The sequence below is a fragment of the Tsukamurella spumae genome (assembly GCF_012396015.1).
In the GTDB taxonomy this organism is placed as follows: domain Bacteria; phylum Actinomycetota; class Actinomycetes; order Mycobacteriales; family Mycobacteriaceae; genus Tsukamurella; species Tsukamurella spumae.
This window is the reverse complement of record NZ_JAAXOQ010000010.1, coordinates 122,454-141,327: the sequence shown is the minus strand read 5'-3', so window position 1 is coordinate 141,327 and position 18,874 is coordinate 122,454. Positions and strand designations below refer to the sequence as shown.

The 18,874-nt window shown below is 70.5% G+C and carries 16 protein-coding genes; 6 read left to right on the top strand and 10 right to left on the bottom strand.

What is annotated here, in order from left to right; genetic code table 11:
• Window position 1: 1 nt before the first annotated feature.
• The 5 genes from HF999_RS09735 to HF999_RS09715 all read left to right on the top strand — a co-directional run bounded on the left by HF999_RS09735 (window position 2) and on the right by HF999_RS09715 (window position 5,093).
• Window positions 2–1,003, top strand: coding sequence for an MlaD family protein (locus HF999_RS09735; protein WP_246207565.1), 1,002 nt, complete (start codon window positions 2–4; stop codon window positions 1,001–1,003).
• A complete protein-coding gene (locus tag HF999_RS09730) occupies window positions 1,003–2,106 on the top strand; it encodes an MlaD family protein (protein ID WP_168545674.1) in 1,104 nt (367 codons plus the stop codon). The genes HF999_RS09735 and HF999_RS09730 overlap by 1 nt, the downstream gene beginning before the upstream one ends.
• Window positions 2,106–3,152, top strand: coding sequence for an MlaD family protein (locus HF999_RS09725; protein WP_168545673.1), 1,047 nt, complete (start codon window positions 2,106–2,108; stop codon window positions 3,150–3,152). The genes HF999_RS09730 and HF999_RS09725 overlap by 1 nt, the downstream gene beginning before the upstream one ends.
• A complete protein-coding gene (locus HF999_RS09720) occupies window positions 3,149–4,111 on the top strand; it encodes an MlaD family protein (protein WP_168545672.1) in 963 nt (320 codons plus the stop codon). Before HF999_RS09725 ends, HF999_RS09720 begins: the two co-directional genes overlap by 4 nt.
• A 73-nt stretch (window positions 4,112–4,184) precedes the next feature.
• A complete protein-coding gene (locus HF999_RS09715) occupies window positions 4,185–5,093 on the top strand; it encodes a hypothetical protein (protein WP_168545671.1) in 909 nt (302 codons plus the stop codon).
• A 93-nt stretch (window positions 5,094–5,186) separates the two neighbouring features.
• On the opposite strand, the gene HF999_RS09710 is transcribed toward HF999_RS09715, so the two are convergent.
• From HF999_RS09710 to rpmE, 4 genes are all read right to left on the bottom strand, one after another.
• Window positions 5,187–5,837: an L-threonylcarbamoyladenylate synthase gene (locus HF999_RS09710; RefSeq protein WP_168545670.1), complete on the bottom strand. Its 651-nt coding sequence runs from the start codon at window positions 5,835–5,837 to the stop codon at window positions 5,187–5,189.
• Window positions 5,834–6,676: a peptide chain release factor N(5)-glutamine methyltransferase gene (gene prmC / locus HF999_RS09705; protein ID WP_168545669.1), complete on the bottom strand. Its 843-nt coding sequence runs from the start codon at window positions 6,674–6,676 to the stop codon at window positions 5,834–5,836. Before prmC ends, HF999_RS09710 begins: the two co-directional genes overlap by 4 nt.
• Window positions 6,673–7,761: a peptide chain release factor 1 gene (gene prfA / locus HF999_RS09700; RefSeq protein WP_168545668.1), complete on the bottom strand. Its 1,089-nt coding sequence runs from the start codon at window positions 7,759–7,761 to the stop codon at window positions 6,673–6,675. Before prfA ends, prmC begins: the two co-directional genes overlap by 4 nt.
• 86 nt (window positions 7,762–7,847) lie before the next feature.
• The gene (gene rpmE / locus HF999_RS09695) at window positions 7,848–8,087 is read right to left on the bottom strand and encodes a 50S ribosomal protein L31 (protein WP_168545667.1); all 240 of its coding nucleotides are present in this window, start codon (window positions 8,085–8,087) and stop codon (window positions 7,848–7,850) included.
• 300 nt (window positions 8,088–8,387) lie between these two features.
• Between rpmE and HF999_RS09690 the strand changes: the two genes are divergently transcribed.
• Window positions 8,388–10,070 carry a serine/threonine-protein kinase gene (locus HF999_RS09690; protein ID WP_168545666.1) on the top strand — a complete coding sequence of 561 codons (1,683 nt, stop codon included), beginning with the start codon at window positions 8,388–8,390 and terminating at the stop codon, window positions 10,068–10,070.
• A gap of 102 nt (window positions 10,071–10,172) precedes the next feature.
• On the opposite strand, the gene rho is transcribed toward HF999_RS09690, so the two are convergent.
• From rho to argS, 6 genes are all read right to left on the bottom strand, one after another.
• Window positions 10,173–12,050, bottom strand: a complete 1,878-nt coding sequence (rho, locus tag HF999_RS09685; RefSeq protein ID WP_312854081.1) for a transcription termination factor Rho — start codon at window positions 12,048–12,050, stop codon at window positions 10,173–10,175.
• A 333-nt stretch (window positions 12,051–12,383) separates the two neighbouring features.
• Window positions 12,384–13,403, bottom strand: coding sequence for a homoserine kinase (gene thrB, locus HF999_RS22475; RefSeq protein ID WP_168545664.1), 1,020 nt, complete (start codon window positions 13,401–13,403; stop codon window positions 12,384–12,386).
• An 8-nt stretch (window positions 13,404–13,411) separates the two neighbouring features.
• On the bottom strand, window positions 13,412–14,503 hold the full coding sequence (thrC, locus tag HF999_RS09675; protein WP_168545663.1) for a threonine synthase: 1,092 nt from the start codon (window positions 14,501–14,503) through the stop codon (window positions 13,412–13,414).
• Window positions 14,496–15,833, bottom strand: a complete 1,338-nt coding sequence (locus HF999_RS09670) for a homoserine dehydrogenase (protein ID WP_168545662.1) — start codon at window positions 15,831–15,833, stop codon at window positions 14,496–14,498. Before HF999_RS09670 ends, thrC begins: the two co-directional genes overlap by 8 nt.
• Entirely contained in the window at window positions 15,833–17,242 is a 1,410-nt protein-coding gene (gene lysA / locus HF999_RS09665) for a diaminopimelate decarboxylase (RefSeq protein ID WP_168545661.1), read from the bottom strand. The genes HF999_RS09670 and lysA overlap by 1 nt, the downstream gene beginning before the upstream one ends.
• The gene (argS, locus tag HF999_RS09660; protein WP_168545660.1) at window positions 17,205–18,857 is read right to left on the bottom strand and encodes an arginine--tRNA ligase; all 1,653 of its coding nucleotides are present in this window, start codon (window positions 18,855–18,857) and stop codon (window positions 17,205–17,207) included. The genes lysA and argS overlap by 38 nt, the downstream gene beginning before the upstream one ends.
• Window positions 18,858–18,874: the final 17 nt, after the last annotated feature.

The following is an 18,874-nucleotide window of genomic DNA, read 5'->3' as shown; positions in this document are numbered from 1 at the left end:
TATGTTCAACCGTCCGCTGCCGACGGCGGTGCAGGAGCGTCGCTACCAGCTCAACTGGGGCATCGTGGGCGCCCTGATCGCGGTGCTCATCCTGCTGATCTGCGGGTATCTCTTCGTCTTCCAGCCGGGCACCAAGGAGTACTCGGCCGACTTCAAGGAGGCGCAGGCCGTGCGCAGCGGCGTCGACGTGCGCGTCGCCGGGATCAGCGTCGGCTCCGTCTCGAACGTCGAGCTGCTCGACGATCGCGTCCGGGTGAAGTTCCGGGTCGACAAGGACGTCTTCGTCGGCGACACCACCAGCGCGTCCATGAAGATGCTCACGACCGTCGGCGGCTACTACATGGCCCTGTCCCCGTCGGGCACCAAGCCCCTCGGTGACAAGCCGATCCCGCCGGATCGCGTGTCCATGCCGTACAGCCTCCTCGAGACCTTCCAGCAGGCCACGCCCAAGGTCGAGAAGATCAAGGCGACCCCGATCCGGGAGTCCATGTCGCAGCTGAACCAGGCGCTCGAGGACCAGCCCGAGTCGATCCGCAACACCGTCTCCACCTTCAACCGGATGTTCGAGAACATCCTGCGCCAGCAGGATCAGGCGGGCGACTTCGTGAAGGTGATGGGCGAGTACTCGACCACGGTCAACCAGAACGGTGACCTGCTCCTGTCGCTGATGCGGAACATGAGCATGTTCTTCTCCGCGGCGGAGGTGAACCTCTCCGGTTTCCAGTCCTACCTGACCGGCCTGACCGAGTTCACGCAGCGTCTCAATCCCCTGCTGAACGTGTACCTCAACAACATCGACCCGCTCGCCAGCCGCTTCGACGCGCTGGTGGCGAAGGCCAAGGACGTCGTCAAGCAGGCCGAGCCCGCGATCGCCAACGCCAAGGAGCTGCTGGCCGGACTGCAGAAGACGATCGCGCCGGACGGCACGATCCAGCTGAACCAGTCCGAGAAGACCTTCCTGGCCACCAATGTCTGCATTCCGTCCCCGGGGGTGACCTGCTGATGCGTAAGTTCCTCGGTTCGCGCGGCGCCATGTCCGCGTTCGTGGTCCTCGTGGCCGCGGCCCTGGTCCTGGGCGGTGTCGCCTTCAAGGGCCTGACGTCCAAGACCACGTCCTACTGCGCCGAGCTCGACAACGGCGTCGGCCTGTTCACCGGCAGCAAGGTCGCCCAGTTCGGTTACCCGATCGGCGAGATCACCAAGATCACCCCGAACGGCGCCACCACCCGCGTCGACTTCGACCTGCCGGCGGACCGCAAGCTGCCGACCAATGTCGGCGTCGTCGCGATCGCCGACTCCCTGGTCGCCCAGCGTCGCCTCGAGCTGCTCGAGACCTACAAGGGCGGCCCGACCTGGCAGCCGGGCAAGTGCATCACCAACACCAAGACCCCGCTGTCGATCACGGAGTCCCTGCAGGCCGTGTCCAAGGTCGTCGACGACCTGACCACCGCCGGCGGCGACGCCGAGTTCCGTAAGGCGATGGCCTCCATCCCCGCGCTGAACAAGGCCACCCAGGGCACCGGCCCGGAGATCTCGCAGCTGACCAACCGGCTCGGCGAGCTCATGCGCAACCCCGGCCCCGGCATGGGCGATGTCGCCGCGATCCTCGACGCGTTCGCACCGGCCTCGGACGGCCTGGTGCAGAACTGGGGCGAGTTGCGCGACTTCCTCACCAAGTACGCCTTCCGCATCAAGAACGTCGCCGAGCCGCTGATGGACGTCGGTATCAACGCGTTCCCCGGGCTGACCCCGCTGATCAAGACGCTGGCCACGGTCTTCGACAAGTACGGCGCCTTCATCGCTCCCCTGCTGGAGATCACGGTGCCCCCGACGACGCTGCTCGCCGCCGGCACCAAGCAGTTCGGTGACGTGCTGAACATCCTGCCGCCGCTGATCCGCGCCTTCCAGGTCAGCGTCGACAAGAAGACCCTCGCCACGAAGATCACCTACCGGCCGCCGTCAGCGCTGGTGCCGTCCAACAACCCGGCCCAGACCTGCAACAACCTGAACCGGTTCGCACCGGGCCAGTGCAAGGTCGCCGACGCCGGTCATGTCAACGTGGAGCTCATCTCCACGGTCCTGCGCGCGACGGGAGCGGCGTACTGATGCGCAATCCAGTGAACAAGCGGACCCTGCAGGTGGGGATCGCGTCGATCGCGGCGGGCACGATGCTGGCCGGTTGCAACCTGGGCTTCAACCCGTCGACGATCCCCGCCCCCGGCCAGCCCGGCGGCGGCTCGGGCTATGTCGTGCACCTCGACTTCACGAACGTGCTGAACCTGCCCGACCGCGCGCGGGTCGTCTTCGACGGTGTCGTCGCCGGCCGCCTGCAGAAGGTGACTCTCGCGGACGACAAGGCCGTGGTCGACGTCAAGATCCAGGACGGGGTCAAGGTCCCGAACACGGTCACCGCGACGCTGCAGCAGGACACGATCCTCGGTGACACCTACGTGGCACTGAAGTCCACGCCGAACAAGCCGGGTGTCCCCCTCAAGGCGGGCGATACGCTGCCCACCTCGCAGACGAAGCCGCCCACGCAGATCGAGGACATCCTCAGCGACCTGGCGAACTTCCTCGGCAGCGGCAGCCTGATGCAGCTGCAGGACACCTTCAGCCGGATCAACGACAACCTGCCGGCCGACCCGCAGAAGCTCTCGGGTCTGGTGAAGACGGTGTCGCAGACGGTGGTCGACCTGGGTAAGCAGAACGACAACGTGAGCCAGGCGATCACCTCGGTCGGGAGCCTGGTCACCACGATCAACGACAACGACGACATCCTCGTGGCGCTGCTCAAGCCCCAGGACGACTGGCTGGGCGACTCGCTCAGCCTGACGACCGGAGCGATCAAGGTGCTCAGCCGGCTGTCGGACGCCCTGTCCCCGCTGATCTTCAGCGCCCCGCTGCTCGACACCTCGACGGCCGCGGTCGCGGGCGTGCTCAAGCCGCTGATGTTCCCGGGCTGGCCGAACATGAACGGTCGCCAGGCCAACCTGGCGAACCTGGAGGACCTGCTCAAGAACAAGATCCTGCCCTTCCTGAGCAGTGGCGCCAAGGTCAACGTCAAGGAGCTGGGCACCAACGGTGGAGTCCCCACCGCCGAGGCCGCGCGCCAGGCGGTCAACAACCTTCGGATGGTCGGAGCAGTTCCGTGAAAAAGAGCACCTTCTTCAGTCTCCTGACCTTCGCGCTGGTCCTGGTGCTGGGTACGGCCTACATCGCCTTCTCGGTGCTGAACTGGCGTCCCCTGACGAACTACCGGTCGGTCACCATGAAGCTCGACAACGCCAACCAGCTGCTCCCCGACTCGTCGGTGCTGCTGCGCGGCGTCAAGGTCGGCAACGTGGAGTCCATCGAGCGCCGGGACGGCAAGGTCGTGGTGAAGCTCCGCTACGACGGCGACTACAAGATCCCCGCGAACACCGGCCTGCGCATCGAGCAGTTGTCGGCCGTCGGTGAGCCCTACGTGGACTTCCGCCCCGACAGTCTGCAGGGCCCGTACCTGGCGGACGGCGCGACGATCGACACCGCGAAGATCAAGGAGCCGCTGTCGCTGCCCGAGACCTTCAAGCTGATCTCCGGTCTGACCAGCAGCATCAACTCGACGGATCTCGGTGGCATCACCGAGACCCTCGCGGACGCCACGAACAACACCCAGGGCTCGCTGCCGAACCTCTCGCAGGCCGGTGACCTCCTGGCCCGCACCATCTCCTCCCGGATGCCCAACATCCGCCGGATGATGGAGAACACGCAGAACTACCAGTCCGACATGAACTGGCTGCCCGGCGCGATCTCCGAGTTCGGCCCGGCCACCCGGACCTTCGTCACCAAGGACGTCGAGATGCTCAAGGCGCTCGACACTCTGATGAAGGGCATCGACGGCCCGAACGTGCTGGTCAACACGGTGAATCCGAACCTGTTCAAGATCGCCCCGAACACCAGCAAGCTGCTGGCGAACCTCGGTCCGATCTCCGCCCCGATGGTGCCGATCGTGCAGGCCCTGACGGACGTGCTGCCCCAGATCGACATGGCCGCGCTACTCTCGCAGGCGTTGAACACCGTCGGCTCGGACGGTGCCGCGAACCTCACGGTGGTGATCCCGCCGAGGAAGTAGCGTCCGCCCCGAACCGCCACCCTGGCCGCCTCGCGGCCGCGACGAACCACGACACGATTGGCTGCGCGACAAAGTGACTGATTCCACCCCGGACGACAAGAACCTCACCGACGAGGCCGCGACGACCGAGGACACCGTGCACGAGGCCGCGGACGCGGCCACCGCAACCGAGGCCGAGGCCGAGGCCGCGGCCGAGGCGGAGACCGCCACGGAGGCCGCCACTGAGAAGGTCTCGACCGCCAAGAAGCGCCCCGCTCCCCCGGCGGACGAGGACGACGCGGACGAGGACGACGAGGCGGAGACCGCTCCCGTGCGCCGCAGCCGGCCCGCTCCCCGGCCTGCTCCCCGAGCCGCCGAGGCACGGCAGGGCTCCGGCCTCGCGGCGGGTGCCACCGTCATGACCGTGCTGGCCACCGTCGTGGTGATCGCGCTGCTGGCCGGCACGATCGCGTTCGGGCTGCTCTGGAACAGCAAGCGCGGCGAGGTCAACGACCTCAAGAACGCCGCCGCGGACAAGGCGCAGGCCGAGAAGGTGGCCGCGGAGTACGCGGTGGGCGCGTCGACCTTCGACTACCACGACCTGGGCCCGTGGCGCACCGCGCTCGTCAAGGGCGTCTCTCCGGAGCTCAAGGCCAAGATGGACGCCGTGGGCGGCGCCATGAACCAGCTGCTGCAGCCGCTGCAGTGGGTGTCCAAGGGCACCGTCCTGGACGCGGTGGTCAACTCGCAGTCCGGGCCGGTCTTCAAGGTCAACGCCTACGTCCGGGTCGAGGCCACGAACGTCCAGGCGAGCAGCGGCCGCGAGGTCGTCACCGTCTACAACGTGACGATGGACAAGAGCAAGGACTGGCAGATCACCGACGTCGGCGGCGTCGGCGAGAACATCCCCTCCAGCGCCGCGAACCAGCCGGCGGATCCGACTCCGGGAACCCCGACCACGCCCGGCGCGGCGCCCGCGGCGACGCCGGCCCCCGGCAACTGACGGAACCCCGTTCCACGGCGAAGCGCCGAGGCCCCTCCCGGGCCTCGGCGCTTCGTCGTTCCCGGGTGATCACCGTCCACACCGTCACATGGCTCAGCCCAGGGATTCGACGGTGACGCCGAGGACCTCGGCGATCCGCGCCTTCGTGACGGCGCCCTCCCGCAGGACCCGGGGCTGCGGGCCGGACAGGTCGACGATGCTGGACGCGACGGCGTGCTCGGACGGGCCGCCGTCGAGGTAGACCTCGACCGAGTCGCCCAGCTGATCGCGGGCCTCGTTCATGGTGGCCGCCGGCGGCTTGCCGGAGACGTTCGCGCTCGACACGGCCATCGGCCCGACCTCGCGGAGGAGCTCGATCGCGACGGGGTGCAGCGGCATCCGCAGCATGACGGTGCCGCGGGTGTCGCCGAGGTCCCAGGCCAGGCTGGGTGCCTGCTCGACGACGAGGGAGACGGCGCCGGGCCAGAACGCGCGGGTCAGCTCGCGCGCCTGGTCGCTGACGCGGGTGACGAGCCCGTCGATGGTGTTCCAGGAGCCGACGAGCACGCCGATGGGCATGTCGGGCCCGCGGTGCTTCGCGGCGAGCACGTCGGCGACGGCGCGGCTGTCGAAGGCATCGCACCCAATGCCGTAGAGGGTGTCCGTCGGCATGACGACGAGGCGGCCCCCCTTCAGCGCGGCGCGGGCCGCGCTGATGCCCGCGGCGCGGGAGTCGGGATCGGTGCAGTCGTACGCGATGCTCACACGTCCATCCTGCCAGTGACGTAGCGCGGCCTCCCCGCGAGGTCCCGGTGCTCGGTGACCGCGCAGAAACCCGCCCGGCGCAGCAGCTCCGCGGTGCCCGCGCCGTTGGAGTCGTCGTGCTCGATCCCGACCTCCCCACCGCCGGCCAGCAGACGGGCGGCGAGCGGCGCCAGGTCGCGGATGAGGTCCAGGCCGTCGGCACCGGAGTACAGCGCCAGGGCGGGGTCGGCGGCGGCCTCCACGTCGAGCTGCGCACCGTCGGGAACGTAGGGCGGGTTGCTCACCACGAGGTCCGGGCGGCCGACGGTCCGCTCGATCAGGGCCGGCAGGCCCGGGTCGCGGACGTCCGCCGCGAGCACCGTCGCACCCGTTCCCGCGGCGTTGCGCCGGAGGTAGGCCAGGGCCTCGGGGTCGCGTTCGACGAGCACGACGCGGGAGTCGGGCACCGTCGCCGCGAGGTACAGGCCCAGGGCGCCGGAGCCGGCGCAGAGGTCGACGATACCGGCGCCGCGTCCCGCCTTCCGCGCGGCCCGGACCGCCAGCAGCTCGGTCTCGGGGCGCGGGACGAAGACACCGGGCCCCACGGCCAGCGTGAGCGGCCCGAAGTACGCGCGGCCCAGGATGTGCTGGAGCGGCTCCCGGGCGGCCCTGCGGGCGATGAGGGCCGCGTACGCGGCCTCCTGGTCGGCGGTGGCGTCGTCGGCGATCGGGATGCAGCCCCGATCGATGCCGAGGGCCTCGGCGAGCAGGATCTCCGCGTCGACCCGGGCCGACGGTACGCCGGCCTCCGCGAGGCGGGCCGTCGCGGCCGCGGCGAGCCGGGTGGGCCGGGAGGTCACTCGGCCTCGAGGCGGGCCTGACGGTCCGCCACCTGGAGCGCGTCCAGCAGCCCGTCGAGCTCCCCGTCGAGCACCTGGTCGAGGTTGTGCGACTTGTAGCCGATCCGGTGGTCCGCGATCCGGTTCTCCGGGAAGTTGTAGGTCCGGATCCGCTCGGACCGGTCGACGGTGCGGATCTGTGCCGCCCGGGAGTCCGACGCGGCGGCCTCGGCCTCCTCCTCCTTGAGGGCCTGCAGGCGCGCGGCGAGCACCTGCATGGCGCGGGCCTTGTTCTGCAGCTGCGAGCGCTCGTTCTGACAGGTCACGACGATGTTCGTGGGCAGGTGGGTGATGCGCACGGCCGAGTCGGTGGTGTTGACGCCCTGGCCGCCCTTGCCGGAGGACCGGTAGACGTCGATGCGCAGATCGCCCTCGTCGATCTGCACCTCCTCGACCTCGTCGGGTTCCGGGTAGACGAGCACGCCGGCGGCCGAGGTGTGGATGCGGCCCTGGCTCTCGGTGGCGGGGACGCGCTGCACGCGGTGCACGCCGCCCTCGAACTTCATCCGGGCCCAGACGCCGTCGATCGAACCGTCGGCGGCGGGCCCACGGGACTTGATCGCGAAGGTGGCGTCCTTGAATCCGCCGAGGTCGGAGTAGGTGGCGCCGAGGGTCTCGACCTTCCACCCGCGACGCTCGGCGTAGCGCAGGTACATACGGGCCAGGTCGCCGGCGAACAGGGCCGATTCCTCGCCGCCCTCACCGGACTTGACCTCGAGCACCACGTCGTCGGAGTCGTGCGGGTCGCGCGGGGCGAGCAGGTCGGTGAGCTGCTGCTCGAGGACGTCGATCTGCTCGGTCAGCGCGGTGACCTCGTCGGCGAAGGACGCGTCGTCGGCGGCCAGCTCCTGCGCGGCGGCGCGGTCCTCCCGGGCCGCCTCCAGCTTGCGATGGGTGGCCATGATCGGCGCGAGCTCCGCGAACCGCTTGCCCACCCGGCGCGCCGCCCCGGCGTCGTTGTGCAGCGCCGGGTCGGACATCTGCTGCTCGAGACCGGAGTACTCGGCGAGGATGTCGTCGATGGCGGAGGGGGACGAGGCGCTCATGAGGGGACTTTCCGTGAGTGGGTGAACGGGCCGTGAAACGCGCCGACGCCCGGCCTGCCGGGGCAGGACGGGCGTCGGTGGGGCGACTACTCGGCGGCGGCAGCCTCGGTGGCCTTGCCCGCGCGCTTGCCGTAGCGCTTCTCGAACCGGGCGACGCGGCCGCCGGTGTCGAGGATCTTCTGCTTGCCCGTGTAGAACGGGTGGCACTGCGAGCAGACCTCGACGTTGATCCGGCCGTCGGCCTTGGTGCTGTGCGTCTCGAACGTGTTGCCGCAACCGCACACGACGGTGGTGGCCACGTACTCGGGGTGAATACCCTGCTTCATGTTTGCCGTTCCTTCTCAGTTCAGTGGTCGCCGGGTCGCCCCTGGCTGCGCCAGGACCGTGAACCGGAACCCATACCGACGTTCCAGTATGCCAGAACGCCCTGGCCGTCGAGAAATTCCCGGACGGATCCGGAGGGGTCGGTGCGCGGCCGGCCACGGCGCGACGCCGCCCGGCCGTCCCCTCTTTGGTGGTTGACTGGCGCGCCCCAAGTCGACCGGTGTTAGCTTCCAGCAGTCACCCACGCCGGCGCCGGGAGCGTAGCGAGCGGGCCGAGTAGTCACGGAGCGGGAGTACAAGACGTGAGCGAGTCAGGCAATGGACCGACGGGCACCGAGCCCCCCGGGACCGTGATCGGCGGATACGTCGTGGAGCGTCTCCTCGGTGCGGGCGGCATGGGCGCGGTGTACGCGGCCCGGCATCCGCGCCTGCCCCGCGTGGACGCGCTCAAGGTGCTGCCCGCCGCGTTCTCCGACGATCCGGTCTACCGCGCGCGCTTCGAGCGCGAGGCCGACATGGCCGCCGGCCTCGACCATCCGAACATCGTGCCCGTCTACGACCGCGGCAACGACGAGGGCCGGCTGTGGATGTCGATGAAGCTGGTCCCCGGGCAGGACGCCTCGGGCCTGCTCGCGAGCAATCCGCGCGGCCTTCCCGTCGACCAGGTCCTGACCATCGTCGACGGGGTCGCGGCGGCGCTCGACTACGCGCACGACGCCGGGCTGCTGCACCGGGATGTCAAGCCGGGCAACATCATGATCGACACGACCGGTGCGACGCCGCGGATCATGCTGGGCGACTTCGGCATCGCGCGGCAACAGCAGGAGCACAGCGACCTGACACAGGTGGGGATGGTCGTCGGCACCCTCGACTACGCCTCCCCCGAGCAGCTCGCCGGGGATCCGGTGGACGGCCGCAGCGACGAGTACAGCCTGGCGGGGACGACGGTGCAGCTGCTCACGGGCGCCAAGCCCTACGGTGCCAGCAGCGGCACCGCCGTGATCCGCGACCACCTCATGGCGCCGCCGCCCGTGCCCTCGCGGCTGCGCCCGGACCTGCCGCCCGCCATCGACGCCGTGATCGCCCGCGCGATGGCGAAGCAGCCGCAGCAGCGCTTCGCCACCTGCCGCGAGTTCGCGCATGCGCTGCGCGCCGCCGCGTCCGGCACCTACGCGCAGGGGCAGGCACCGTCGAACCCGCACCGGGTGCCGACGCCCCCGCCGGGCCCCGCGCTCCGGCCCCCGACGCCCCCGCAGACCGCCCAGCTGTTCCAGGGCGCACCGTCGCAGCCCGTCCAGCGCCCGTCCGGCCCGATCCCGGGCCCGCCGGTCCAGGGGCCGCAGGGCACCTGGCAGGGCGCGCCCGTCGGGCTGGCCGCGCAGGGGCAGCAGCAGGCCGGTTCCAAGCGCGGCGTCCTCATCGGCGCGGTGGCGGCGGTCGCGGTCGTGGCGGTGGCGGGGATCTCGGTGCTGGCGTTCAGTCTCTCTGGGTCCGATGACACCGCGGTGGCCGCGCCGACGAGCACCTCGAGCGCGTCCGCGACGTCGACCACGCCTCCGGTGCCGGTCAACAACACCTCCACGCTCCGCGAGGGCTACATCGATCCGTGCCTGCTGCCCGCGGCCACGATCTCGACGCTGGGCATCAGCGCGCTCGTCGACGATCCGGGGCAGCGCTCGGCCACCGGCGTGAAGTTCGCGTGCAAGGGCTCGGACTCGAAGGCGAGCAACGCGGACGTGCGGTTCGCGACCTTCGTCGACTCCAACGCGTGGGAGTCCGGCACGCCGGTCACGGTGCCCGGCACCACCAAGTGGCGCACGTTCACCGTGCCGAGCATCAACACCAGCACGCCCGACTACTGCGTCACCGCCTACAAGTCCCTGACCAACGGCGTGCTGTACGTGGGCCTGCAGAAGGTCGGCAACCGGGACTGCAGCCGCGGCACGCAGATCGCCACCGCGATCACGCCGTTCCTCCCGCAGTAGGGGTGTCCGGGCACCGTCGGCATGCCCGACGGTGTCCGCCGCTCCCCTGAAGGCGCAACGGCGCCCCACTCCGATGGAGTGGGGCGCCGCCGTCGTGATGGGTCAGTCGTTGTCGGCGAAGCCGCTGTTCTTCTGCACCGTCATGAGGAACTCGATGTTGTTCTGCGTCTTCTTGAGCTGGCTGATCAGCAGGTCGATGGCCTGCTGGCCGTCCAGCGCGGCGAGCAGCCGGCGCAGCTTGTTGACCACGGCCGCCTCGTCGGGGGCCATGATGAGCTCGTCCTTACGGGTGTTCGACGCCGCGACGTCGACGGCCGGGAAGACGCGCCGCTCCGAGATCTTGCGGTCCAGCTTGAGCTCGGCGTTGCCGGTGCCCTTGAACTCCTCGAAGATCACGGTGTCGCCGGTGGACCCGGTCTCGACCAGCGCGGTGGCGATGATCGTCAGCGAGCCGCCGTTCTCGATGTTGCGCGCCGCGCCCAGGAACCGCTTCGGCGGGTACAGGGCCGTCGAATCGATACCGCCCGAGAGGATGCGGCCCGACGCGGGGCTCGAGTTGTTGTAGGCGCGCCCCAGGCGGGTGATCGAGTCGAGCAGCACCACCACGTCCTTGCCGCCCTCGACGAGGCGCTTGGCGCGCTCGATGGCGAGCTCGGCGACCGAGGTGTGGTCTGACGGGGGCCGGTCGAAGGTCGAGCTGATCACCTCGCCGCGCACGCTGCGCTGCATGTCGGTGACCTCTTCGGGCCGCTCGTCCACCAGCACGACCATGAGGTAGCACTCGGGGTTGTTGGTGGCGATCGCGTTGGCGATGTCCTGCAGCACCGTGGTCTTACCCGCCTTCGGCGGGGCGGAGATCAGCGCGCGCTGGCCCTTGCCGATGGGCATGATCAGGTCGATCACGCGGGTGGTGAGGATGTTCTGCGCGGTCTCGAGGCGCAGTCGCTGGTTCGGGTAGAGCGGCGTGAGCTTGTTGAACTCGGGCCGGTTCTTCGCCGAATCGACGTCCTGGCCGTTCACCGAGTCCAGGCGCACCAGCGGGTTGAACTTCTGCCGGTTGTTCTGGTTGCCGCGGCCACCGCCGCCACCGCCCTGGTTGCCGCCGTCGTTGTTCTCGCCGTCGCGGGGCATCTTCACGGCGCCCGTGATCGCGTCGCCGCGGCGCAGGCCGTTGCGGCGGATCATGTTCATCGACACGTACACGTCGTTCGGCCCGGCGATGTAGCCGGAGGTGCGGACGAAGGCGTAGTTGTCGAGCACGTCCAGGATGCCGGCCACGGGCTGCAGGACGTCGTCCTCGCTGACCTGGGGCTCACCGTCGTTCTGGCCCCGATCGCGGCCGCGGCGACGCTCGCGGAAGCGGCGCCCGCGGCGCCCGGTCCCATCGCCGTCGTCGTCCGGGCCGTTGTTCTGGTTCCGGTTGCCCTGGTTGTTGCCCTGGCCGCCCTGGTTGTTGCCCTGGTTCCGCTGCCGGTTCTCGCCCTGCTGGCGGTTCTCGCCGTCCTGGTTCTGGTTGCGGCGCTGGTTGCGCTCGCGACGCTGGCCGCCCTCGCGCTGCTGGCCCTGCTCGCCGTCGTTCTTCGGGGCGTCCGACGGTGCCTCCGCCTTCGGGGCCTCCGCCTTCGGGGCGTCCGCCTTCGAGGCCTCCGCCTTCGGGGTCTCCGCCTTCGGGGTCTCCGTCTTGGGAGCCTCCGCCTTCGGGGCGTCCGTCTTGGGAGCCTCCGCCTTCGGCGCGGCCTTGGCGGCCTTCGGCGCGGCCTTGGCCGGGGCGGAACCGCCGCCCTGCTGGGCCGTGATGGCGGCGATCAGATCGCCCTTGCGCAGGCCGGAGATGCCCTTGATCCCCAGCTCGCTCGCGATGCCGCGGAGCTCGGCCAGCACCATGCCGTTGAGGCCGGAGCGGCGCCGCTCGTCGGCGCGCGCGGAGCTCGCCGTGGCGGTGCCCGCGTCCGGGCTGGTGGTCACGTCCGTATCAGTCACGGAGTTCCTTTCACTTCCCCAGCCGCGCTGTGCGTCGGAGGGGCCTACCGTGTTTCGCCGGGCCCGCCTGCGTTGGTACACAGGTGTTTTCCGCGGGGCGACGCACGTCATCTGAAGGTGCTTGTCTGCGCCTCGGCTGCCGGAACCGCGGTGTGGGGCGGGGGATGGTGTCTCTCGGCCTGGAGCGGGTACCGGCGCGCCAACACGTCCGGGACTGGTCGTCAGACTGAGGTGGCAAGGTGCCGAAACAGCGTCCGCACATTAGTCGGACACGTCTGCCATGATAGCCGCCCTGTCAACGCCCGGCAATCACCGGTCCCCGGCGCGTCCCGGTCAGGACCTGGACACCCCGTCGGCGATCGCGAGTTCGCGGACGGTGAAGCCCGCCTCCGTGGCCGCGTCCGACAGCCTCGCGGGCAGGACCTGCGGGGTCAGCGCGAGCACCGTCGGGCCCGCTCCGGAGACGGCAGCGGCGACACCGGCGGCGCGCAGCCGCTCGACGAGTCCCGCCGACTCCTTCATCGACGCCGCGCGATAGCGCTGGTGCAGGCGGTCGTCGGAGGCCTCGAGCAGCAGGTCGGGGTGCTCCGTGAGCGCGAGCACCATCAGCGCGGCCCGGGAGGCGTTGAACGCGGCGTCGGCGTGCGGCACCAGCCGCGGCAGCAGCCCGCGGGTGACCGAGGTCGAGGACTGCACGTCCGGCACGAACACGTACGCCCGGATGTCGGGGTGCACGTCCATCCGCCGGGCCCCGTAGTGCACGGGGGCCGACGGTGCCGCGCTCGCCGCCGCGTGATCGCGGTAGCCGGCCACATCGGGCACCGGGACCGCCGGAACGGTCCAGGAGACGACGCCGCCGCCGAGCACGCAGGCGGAGGCGTTGTCGGGATGTCCCTCGAACTCGGATGCGAGCTGCACCATCTCATCGGTGCTCAGGGCGCGGGGCGCGTCCGCGTCGGTCGCCAGTGCCGCGGCGGCGGCGATCCCGGCGACGGCGGCGGCGGCCGAGGAGCCCAGTCCGCGCGAATGCGGGATCCGGTTCACGCAGGTCAGGCGGAGCCCGGTGGCGGAGACGCCGAGGTAGTCCAGGGTGCGGCGGAGCGCGACCACCACGAGATGCCGGTCGTCGGTGGGCACCTCGCCGGCGCCCTCCCCCGTGACGATGACGGTCAGGTCCCCGCCGGAGTCGGGGTCCGCGGGGTCGACGGTCTCGACGGTGACATCGTCGTAGAGCCCCAGCGCCAGGCCGAGGGTGTCGAACCCGGGGCCGAGGTTCGCGCTGGACGCGGGGACCGTCACGGTGACCTTGAGGCCGACCGGGAGCACGAGCGGGGCGTTCGAAGCGGGTGACACGGCCGCGCTTACTCCGTCAGGCCCATGGCGGCGGCCACGGCGACGGGGTCGATGCCCACGCGGGCGATCTCGGGCAGGCTGCTCAGCGCGGTGTCGGGGTCCTTGAGGCCGTTGCCCGTCACGGTGCAGACCACGGTCGAGCCCTTCTCGATCCAGCCGTCCGCGGTGGCGGCGAGCAGGCCCGCCACGGACGCGGCGGACGCCGGCTCGACGAACACGCCCTCGGTCTTGGCGACCAGACGGTACGCCTCGAGCAGCTTCTCGTCGGTGGCGGCGCGGAACTGGCCGTTCGACTCGTCCTTGGCGGCGACGGCCTGGTTCCAGGACGCCGGGCTGCCGATGCGGATGGCGGTCGCGATGGTCTCGGGGTTCTTCACGGGAGCCCCGTTGACCAGCGGCGCGGCGCCCGCGGCCTGCACGCCGAGCATGCGCGGGCGCGACCCGATGATGCCGTCCGCGTGGTACTCGCTGTAGCCGCGCCAGTACGCGGTGATGTTGCCGGCGTTGCCCACAGGCAGCGCGTGCACATCGGGCGCCTTGCCCAGCGCGTCGACGATCTCGAAGGCCGCGGTCTTCTGTCCCTCGATGCGCACCGGGTTCACGGAGTTCACCAGGGAGATGGTGTCGAAGGTGGCGGTGGTCTTGCGGGCCAGCTCGAGGCAGTCGTCGAAGTTGCCGTCGACCTCGATGATCCGCGCGCCGTACATGACTGCCTGCGCCAGCTTGCCCATCGCGATCTTGCCCGCGGGCACCAGGACGGCGCACTCGAGGCCCGCGATCGCGGCGTAGGCGGCGGCCGAGGCGGAGGTGTTGCCGGTGGACGCGCACAGCACGCCCTTCTTGCCGGTCGCCTTGGCCTCGGTCACGGCCATCGTCATGCCGCGGTCCTTGAACGAGCCCGTGGGGTTGAGGCCCTCCACCTTCAGGTGCACGTCGCAGCCGGTGAGCTCGGAGAGCGCCCGCGCGGGCAGCAGTGGGGTCGCGCCCTCACGCAGGGTGACGGGCTCCCAGCCCGGCTCCCACGTGTCGCACACGGGCAGACGGTGCCGGTACGCCTGGATCAGGCCGGGCCAGGGCTGGTGCACGGGGGTGCTAGTCATTGGTTCCCTCCAGACGGAGCACGGAGGACACGGCGGTCACCACGTCCAGGTTCTTCAGGGCCTCGACGGTGGCCGACAGGGCCGCGTCGGGTGCCCGGTGGGTGAGGATCACCAGCCGCGCGCCCCGCTCGGGGGTGTCGGCCTGCTGGCGGACGGTGCTGATCGACACGTCCCGCGCCGAGAACTCGTTCGCGACCGCGCTGAGCACGCCCGGCCGGTCCGCGACCTCCATCGCCACGTAGTAGCGGGTGAGCACCTCGCCGATCGGCGCGATGGGCAGCTTGGCGTAGGCCGAGTCGCGGGGCCCGCGCCCGGAGACGACCTTGTTGCGGGCCGCGGCCACCAGGTCGCCCATCACGGCGGAGGCGGTCGGGGCGCCGCCCGCGCCGGCGCCGTAGAACATCAGGCGGCCCGCGTTCTCGGCCTCGACGAAGACGGCGTTGTAGGCCCCGTCGACGCTCGCCAGCGGATGCTTGAAGGGCACCAACGCCGGGTACACGCGGGCCGAGACCCGCTGGGAGCCCTTCGAATCGGTGAACTTCTCGCAGATCGCGAGCAGCTTGATGGTGCAGTCGAAGGCCTTCGCCGCTTCGATGTCGGCCGCGGTGACGCCCGTGATCCCCTCGCGGTACACGTCATCGGCCTTGACGCGGGTGTGGAACGCGATGGAGGCGAGGATCGCGGCCTTGCTGGCGGCGTCGTAGCCCTCGACGTCGGCCGTCGGGTCGGCCTCGGCGTAGCCCAGGCGGCCGGCCTCCTTGAGGACCACCTCGTACGGATCGCCGTGCTCCGCCATGTTGGAGAGGATGAAATTGGTGGTGCCGTTGACGATTCCGGCCACGAGCTCCACCGAGTCGCCGGCCAGGGACTGCTGCAGCGGGCGGATCACGGGGATCGCGCCGGCCACCGCGGCCTCGAAGTACAGGTCGGCGCGGGCCTTGTTGGCGGCGTCGGCGAGCTGGCCGGTGTACTCCGCGAGGAGTGCCTTGTTCGCCGTGACGACGGACTTGCCGGCCTTGAACGCGCTGAGCATCAGCGAGCGGGTGGGCTCGATGCCGCCCATCACCTCGACCACGATGTCGACGTCGTCGCGGCCGACGAGGGCCTCCGCGTCGTCGGTCAGCAGGCTCTTCTTCAGGCCGAGGTCCTTGAGGCCGCGGTCCTTGCCGGTGTCGCGCACCGCGATCCCGCGGATGACCAGCTTCGCGCCCACGCGCGCGGCGAGATCGTCGGCGCTCTCCACGAGGATCCGCGCCACCTCGGTGCCGACGGTGCCCATGCCGAGCAGCGCGACGCCCAGTTCCTTGTCCTGATCAGTGTTTTCAGTCATCAGAGCACCTCCAGGTTCACCAGGTCGTCCACGGTCTCCCGACGCAGGATCAGCCGCGCCGCGCCGTCTTTCACCGCCACGACAGCCGGTCGCGGCTGCATGTTGTAGCGACTGGACATCGAATAGCAGTACGCCCCCGTGGCGGCGACGGCCATGAGGTCGCCCTCCGCCAGATCCCCGGGAGTGAGCGTGTCGCGGACCACGATGTCGCCGGTCTCGCAGTGCTTGCCGACGATCCGCGACTGCACGGGCTCACCCTGCGGGTCCCGGCTCGCGACCACGGCCGTGTACTCCGCGCCGTACAGGGCGGTGCGGATGTTGTCGGACATGCCGCCGTCCACGGAGACGTAGCGGCGGAAGCCCTGTGCCGCCACGTCCTCCGCATCGACCGCGACGTCCTTGATCGTGCCGACCTCGTAGAGCGTGATGCCGGGAGGCCCGGCGATCGCGCGGCCGGGCTCGACCGCGATGTGCGGGGTTCTGAGCCCCAGCGCGGCGGACTCGGTCTCGACGATGTGACGCAGCTTGGCCGCGAGGTCCGTCAGCGGCGGCGGGTCGTCGTGCGAGGTGTACGAGATCCCCAGTCCGCCACCGAGATCGATGGTGCTCAGCTGTGCGGTCTTCTCCGCGCCGAAGCGGGCGACCACGTCGCGCAGCAGCTCCAGCACCCGGCGCGCGGCGATCTCGAAGCCGTTGACGTCGAAGATCTGCGAGCCGATGTGGCTGTGCAGGCCCACCAGGCGCAGGTTCGGCGCCTCGAACACCGCCGTGACGGCCTGCATCGCGGGTGAGTCGTGGACGGTCGTCGCCGCCAGCGAGAAGCCGAACTTCTGGTCCTCGTGCGCGGTCGAGATGAACTCGTGGGTGTGCGCCTCAACGCCGGGAGTGAGCCGGATCAGCACCTCCTGCACGACCCTCCGCTCCCCCGCGATCGAATCGAGACGCGCGATCTCGGACAGCGAGTCGATGACGATGTGGCCGATGCCCGATTCCACCGCGAGGTCCAGTTCGGCGGCGGACTTGTTGTTGCCGTGCAGCGCGATCCGCTCAGCGGGGAATCCCGCGCGCAGGGCGACGGCCAGCTCGCCGCCGCTACACACGTCCAGGTTCAGGCCCTCGTCGCGCACCCAGCGCGCGATCTCCAGGGACAGGAACGCCTTCGACGCGTAGTGCACCGCGGCGTCCTCGCCGAAGGCCTCCCGCATCGCGCGGCACCGCGCACGGAAGTCGTCCTCGTCGATCACCAGCAGCGGCGTTCCGAAATCGGCGGCGAGCTCGGTCACGGACACGCCGGCGACGGAGACGGCACCGTCGGCCTCCCGGCGGGCGTGCGCGGGCCAGACGGCCCGATCCAGTTCGCTCACGACTGTCTCACATCCGGTCCGGGGCCGAGACGCCCACGAGGGCAAGGCCGTTGGCGAGCACCTGACGAGTGGCGGCGCACAGCGCCACGCGGGCGCGGTGCAGATCGGTCGGCTGCTCGTCGCCGAGCGGCAGCACCCGGCACTCGCCGTAGAAGCGGTGGTACGCACCCGCCAGCTCCTCGAGGTAGCGCGCGATGCGGTGCGGCTCACGGAGGTTCGCGGCGCCCGCGGCCACGGCGGGGAACTCCCCGAGCGTGCGCACGAGGTCGCCCTCGCGGGCGTGGTCGAGTAGGCCGAGATGCTCCGTCGAGGGCTCGATGCCGAGTTCCTGCGCCGACCGCGCGATCGCCGAGAGGCGTGCGTGCGCGTACTGCACGTAGTACACGGGGTTCTCGTTGCTGGCCTGCGCCAGGAGGTCGAGATCGAGATCGATGGAGGTGTCCACCGAGCTGCGCACCAGCGAGTAGCGCGCGGCGTCGACACCGACGGCCTCGACGAGGTCGTCGAGGGTGATGACGGTGCCCGCCCGCTTGCTCATCCGGACGGGCTTGCCGTCCTTGACCAGGTTCACCAGCTGGCCGATCAGCACCTCGATCCGCGCCGGGTCGTAGCCCAGCGCCGCGGCGGCGGCCTTGAGGCGGCCGATGTAGCCGTGGTGGTCGGCGCCCAGCATGTAGATCGCGAGGGTGAAGCCGCGGTCGAACTTGTGCTTGATGTAGGCGATGTCGCCCGCGATGTAGGCGGCGTTGCCGTCGGACTTGATGACGACGCGGTCCTTGTCGTCGCCGTAGTCGGTGGCCCGCAGCCACCAGGCGCCGTCCTGCTCGTACAGGTTGCCATTGGCCTTGAGCTGCTCGACGCTGCTCTCCACCAGGCCCGAGGTGAACATCTCGTCCTCGTGCGTGAACACGGCGAAGTCGGTGCCGAACTCGTGCAGCGTGCGCTTGATGTGCTCGAACATGAGCTCCACACCGTCGGCGCGGAAGGCCTCGACCCGCTCGGCCTCCGGCAGGTCGAGGATGCCCTCGTGGCCCTGGATGACGGTGGCGGCGATGTCGTTGATGTAGTCGCCGGCGTAGCCGTCCTCGGGGGTCGGCTCCTGCCGCGCCGCCGCGTCGAGCGAGCGCGCGAAGCGGTCGATCTGCGCGCCGTGGTCGTTGAAGTAGTACTCGCGGGTGACCTCGGCGCCCTGCGCCTCCAGGACGCGGCCGAGGCTGTCGCCCACGGCGGCCCAGCGGGCGCCGCCCAGGTGGACGGGCCCCGTCGGGTTGGCGGAGACGAACTCGAGGTTGATCAGCGCACCGTCGAGCGCCTTCCCGTGCCCGAACGCACCGGCCTGCTCGAGGACGGTCGCGATCAGCTGGTTCTGCGCGTCCGCGGCGAGGCGGATGTTGAGGAAGCCGGGGCCGGCGATGGTGGCCTCGTCGATGCCCGCGGCGGTGCCGAGCGCCTCCGCGAGCCAGGTGGCGAGGTCGCGCGGGTTCACGCCGGCCTTCTTCGCGACCTGCATCGCGAGGTTGGTCGCGTAGTCGCCGTGCTCGGGGTTGCGAGGCCGCTCGACGATGACGCGTTCCGGCAGCACGGAGACGTCGAGGCCGCGCTCGGTGAGCACGGTCGTCGCGGTGGCATGCAGGAGTTCCGAAAGGTCAGCGGGAGTCACCCGACCATCCTAGGGTG

Excerpts from the sequence above, each read along its gene's own strand:
- HF999_RS09735 (WP_246207565.1), top strand. The coding sequence starts at position 2 with ATGTTCAACCGTCCGCTGCCGACGGCGGTGCAGGAGCGTCGCTACCAG.
- HF999_RS09730 (WP_168545674.1), top strand. The coding sequence starts at position 1,003 with ATGCGTAAGTTCCTCGGTTCGCGCGGCGCCATGTCCGCGTTCGTGGTC.
- HF999_RS09725 (WP_168545673.1), top strand. The coding sequence starts at position 2,106 with ATGCGCAATCCAGTGAACAAGCGGACCCTGCAGGTGGGGATCGCGTCG.
- prfA (WP_168545668.1), bottom strand. The coding sequence starts at position 7,761 with ATGAGCGCCTCGTCCCCCTCCGCCATCGACGACATCCTCGCCGAGTAC.
- rpmE (WP_168545667.1), bottom strand. The coding sequence starts at position 8,087 with ATGAAGCAGGGTATTCACCCCGAGTACGTGGCCACCACCGTCGTGTGC.
- thrC (WP_168545663.1), bottom strand. The coding sequence starts at position 14,503 with ATGACTAGCACCCCCGTGCACCAGCCCTGGCCCGGCCTGATCCAGGCG.
- HF999_RS09670 (WP_168545662.1), bottom strand. The coding sequence starts at position 15,833 with ATGACTGAAAACACTGATCAGGACAAGGAACTGGGCGTCGCGCTGCTC.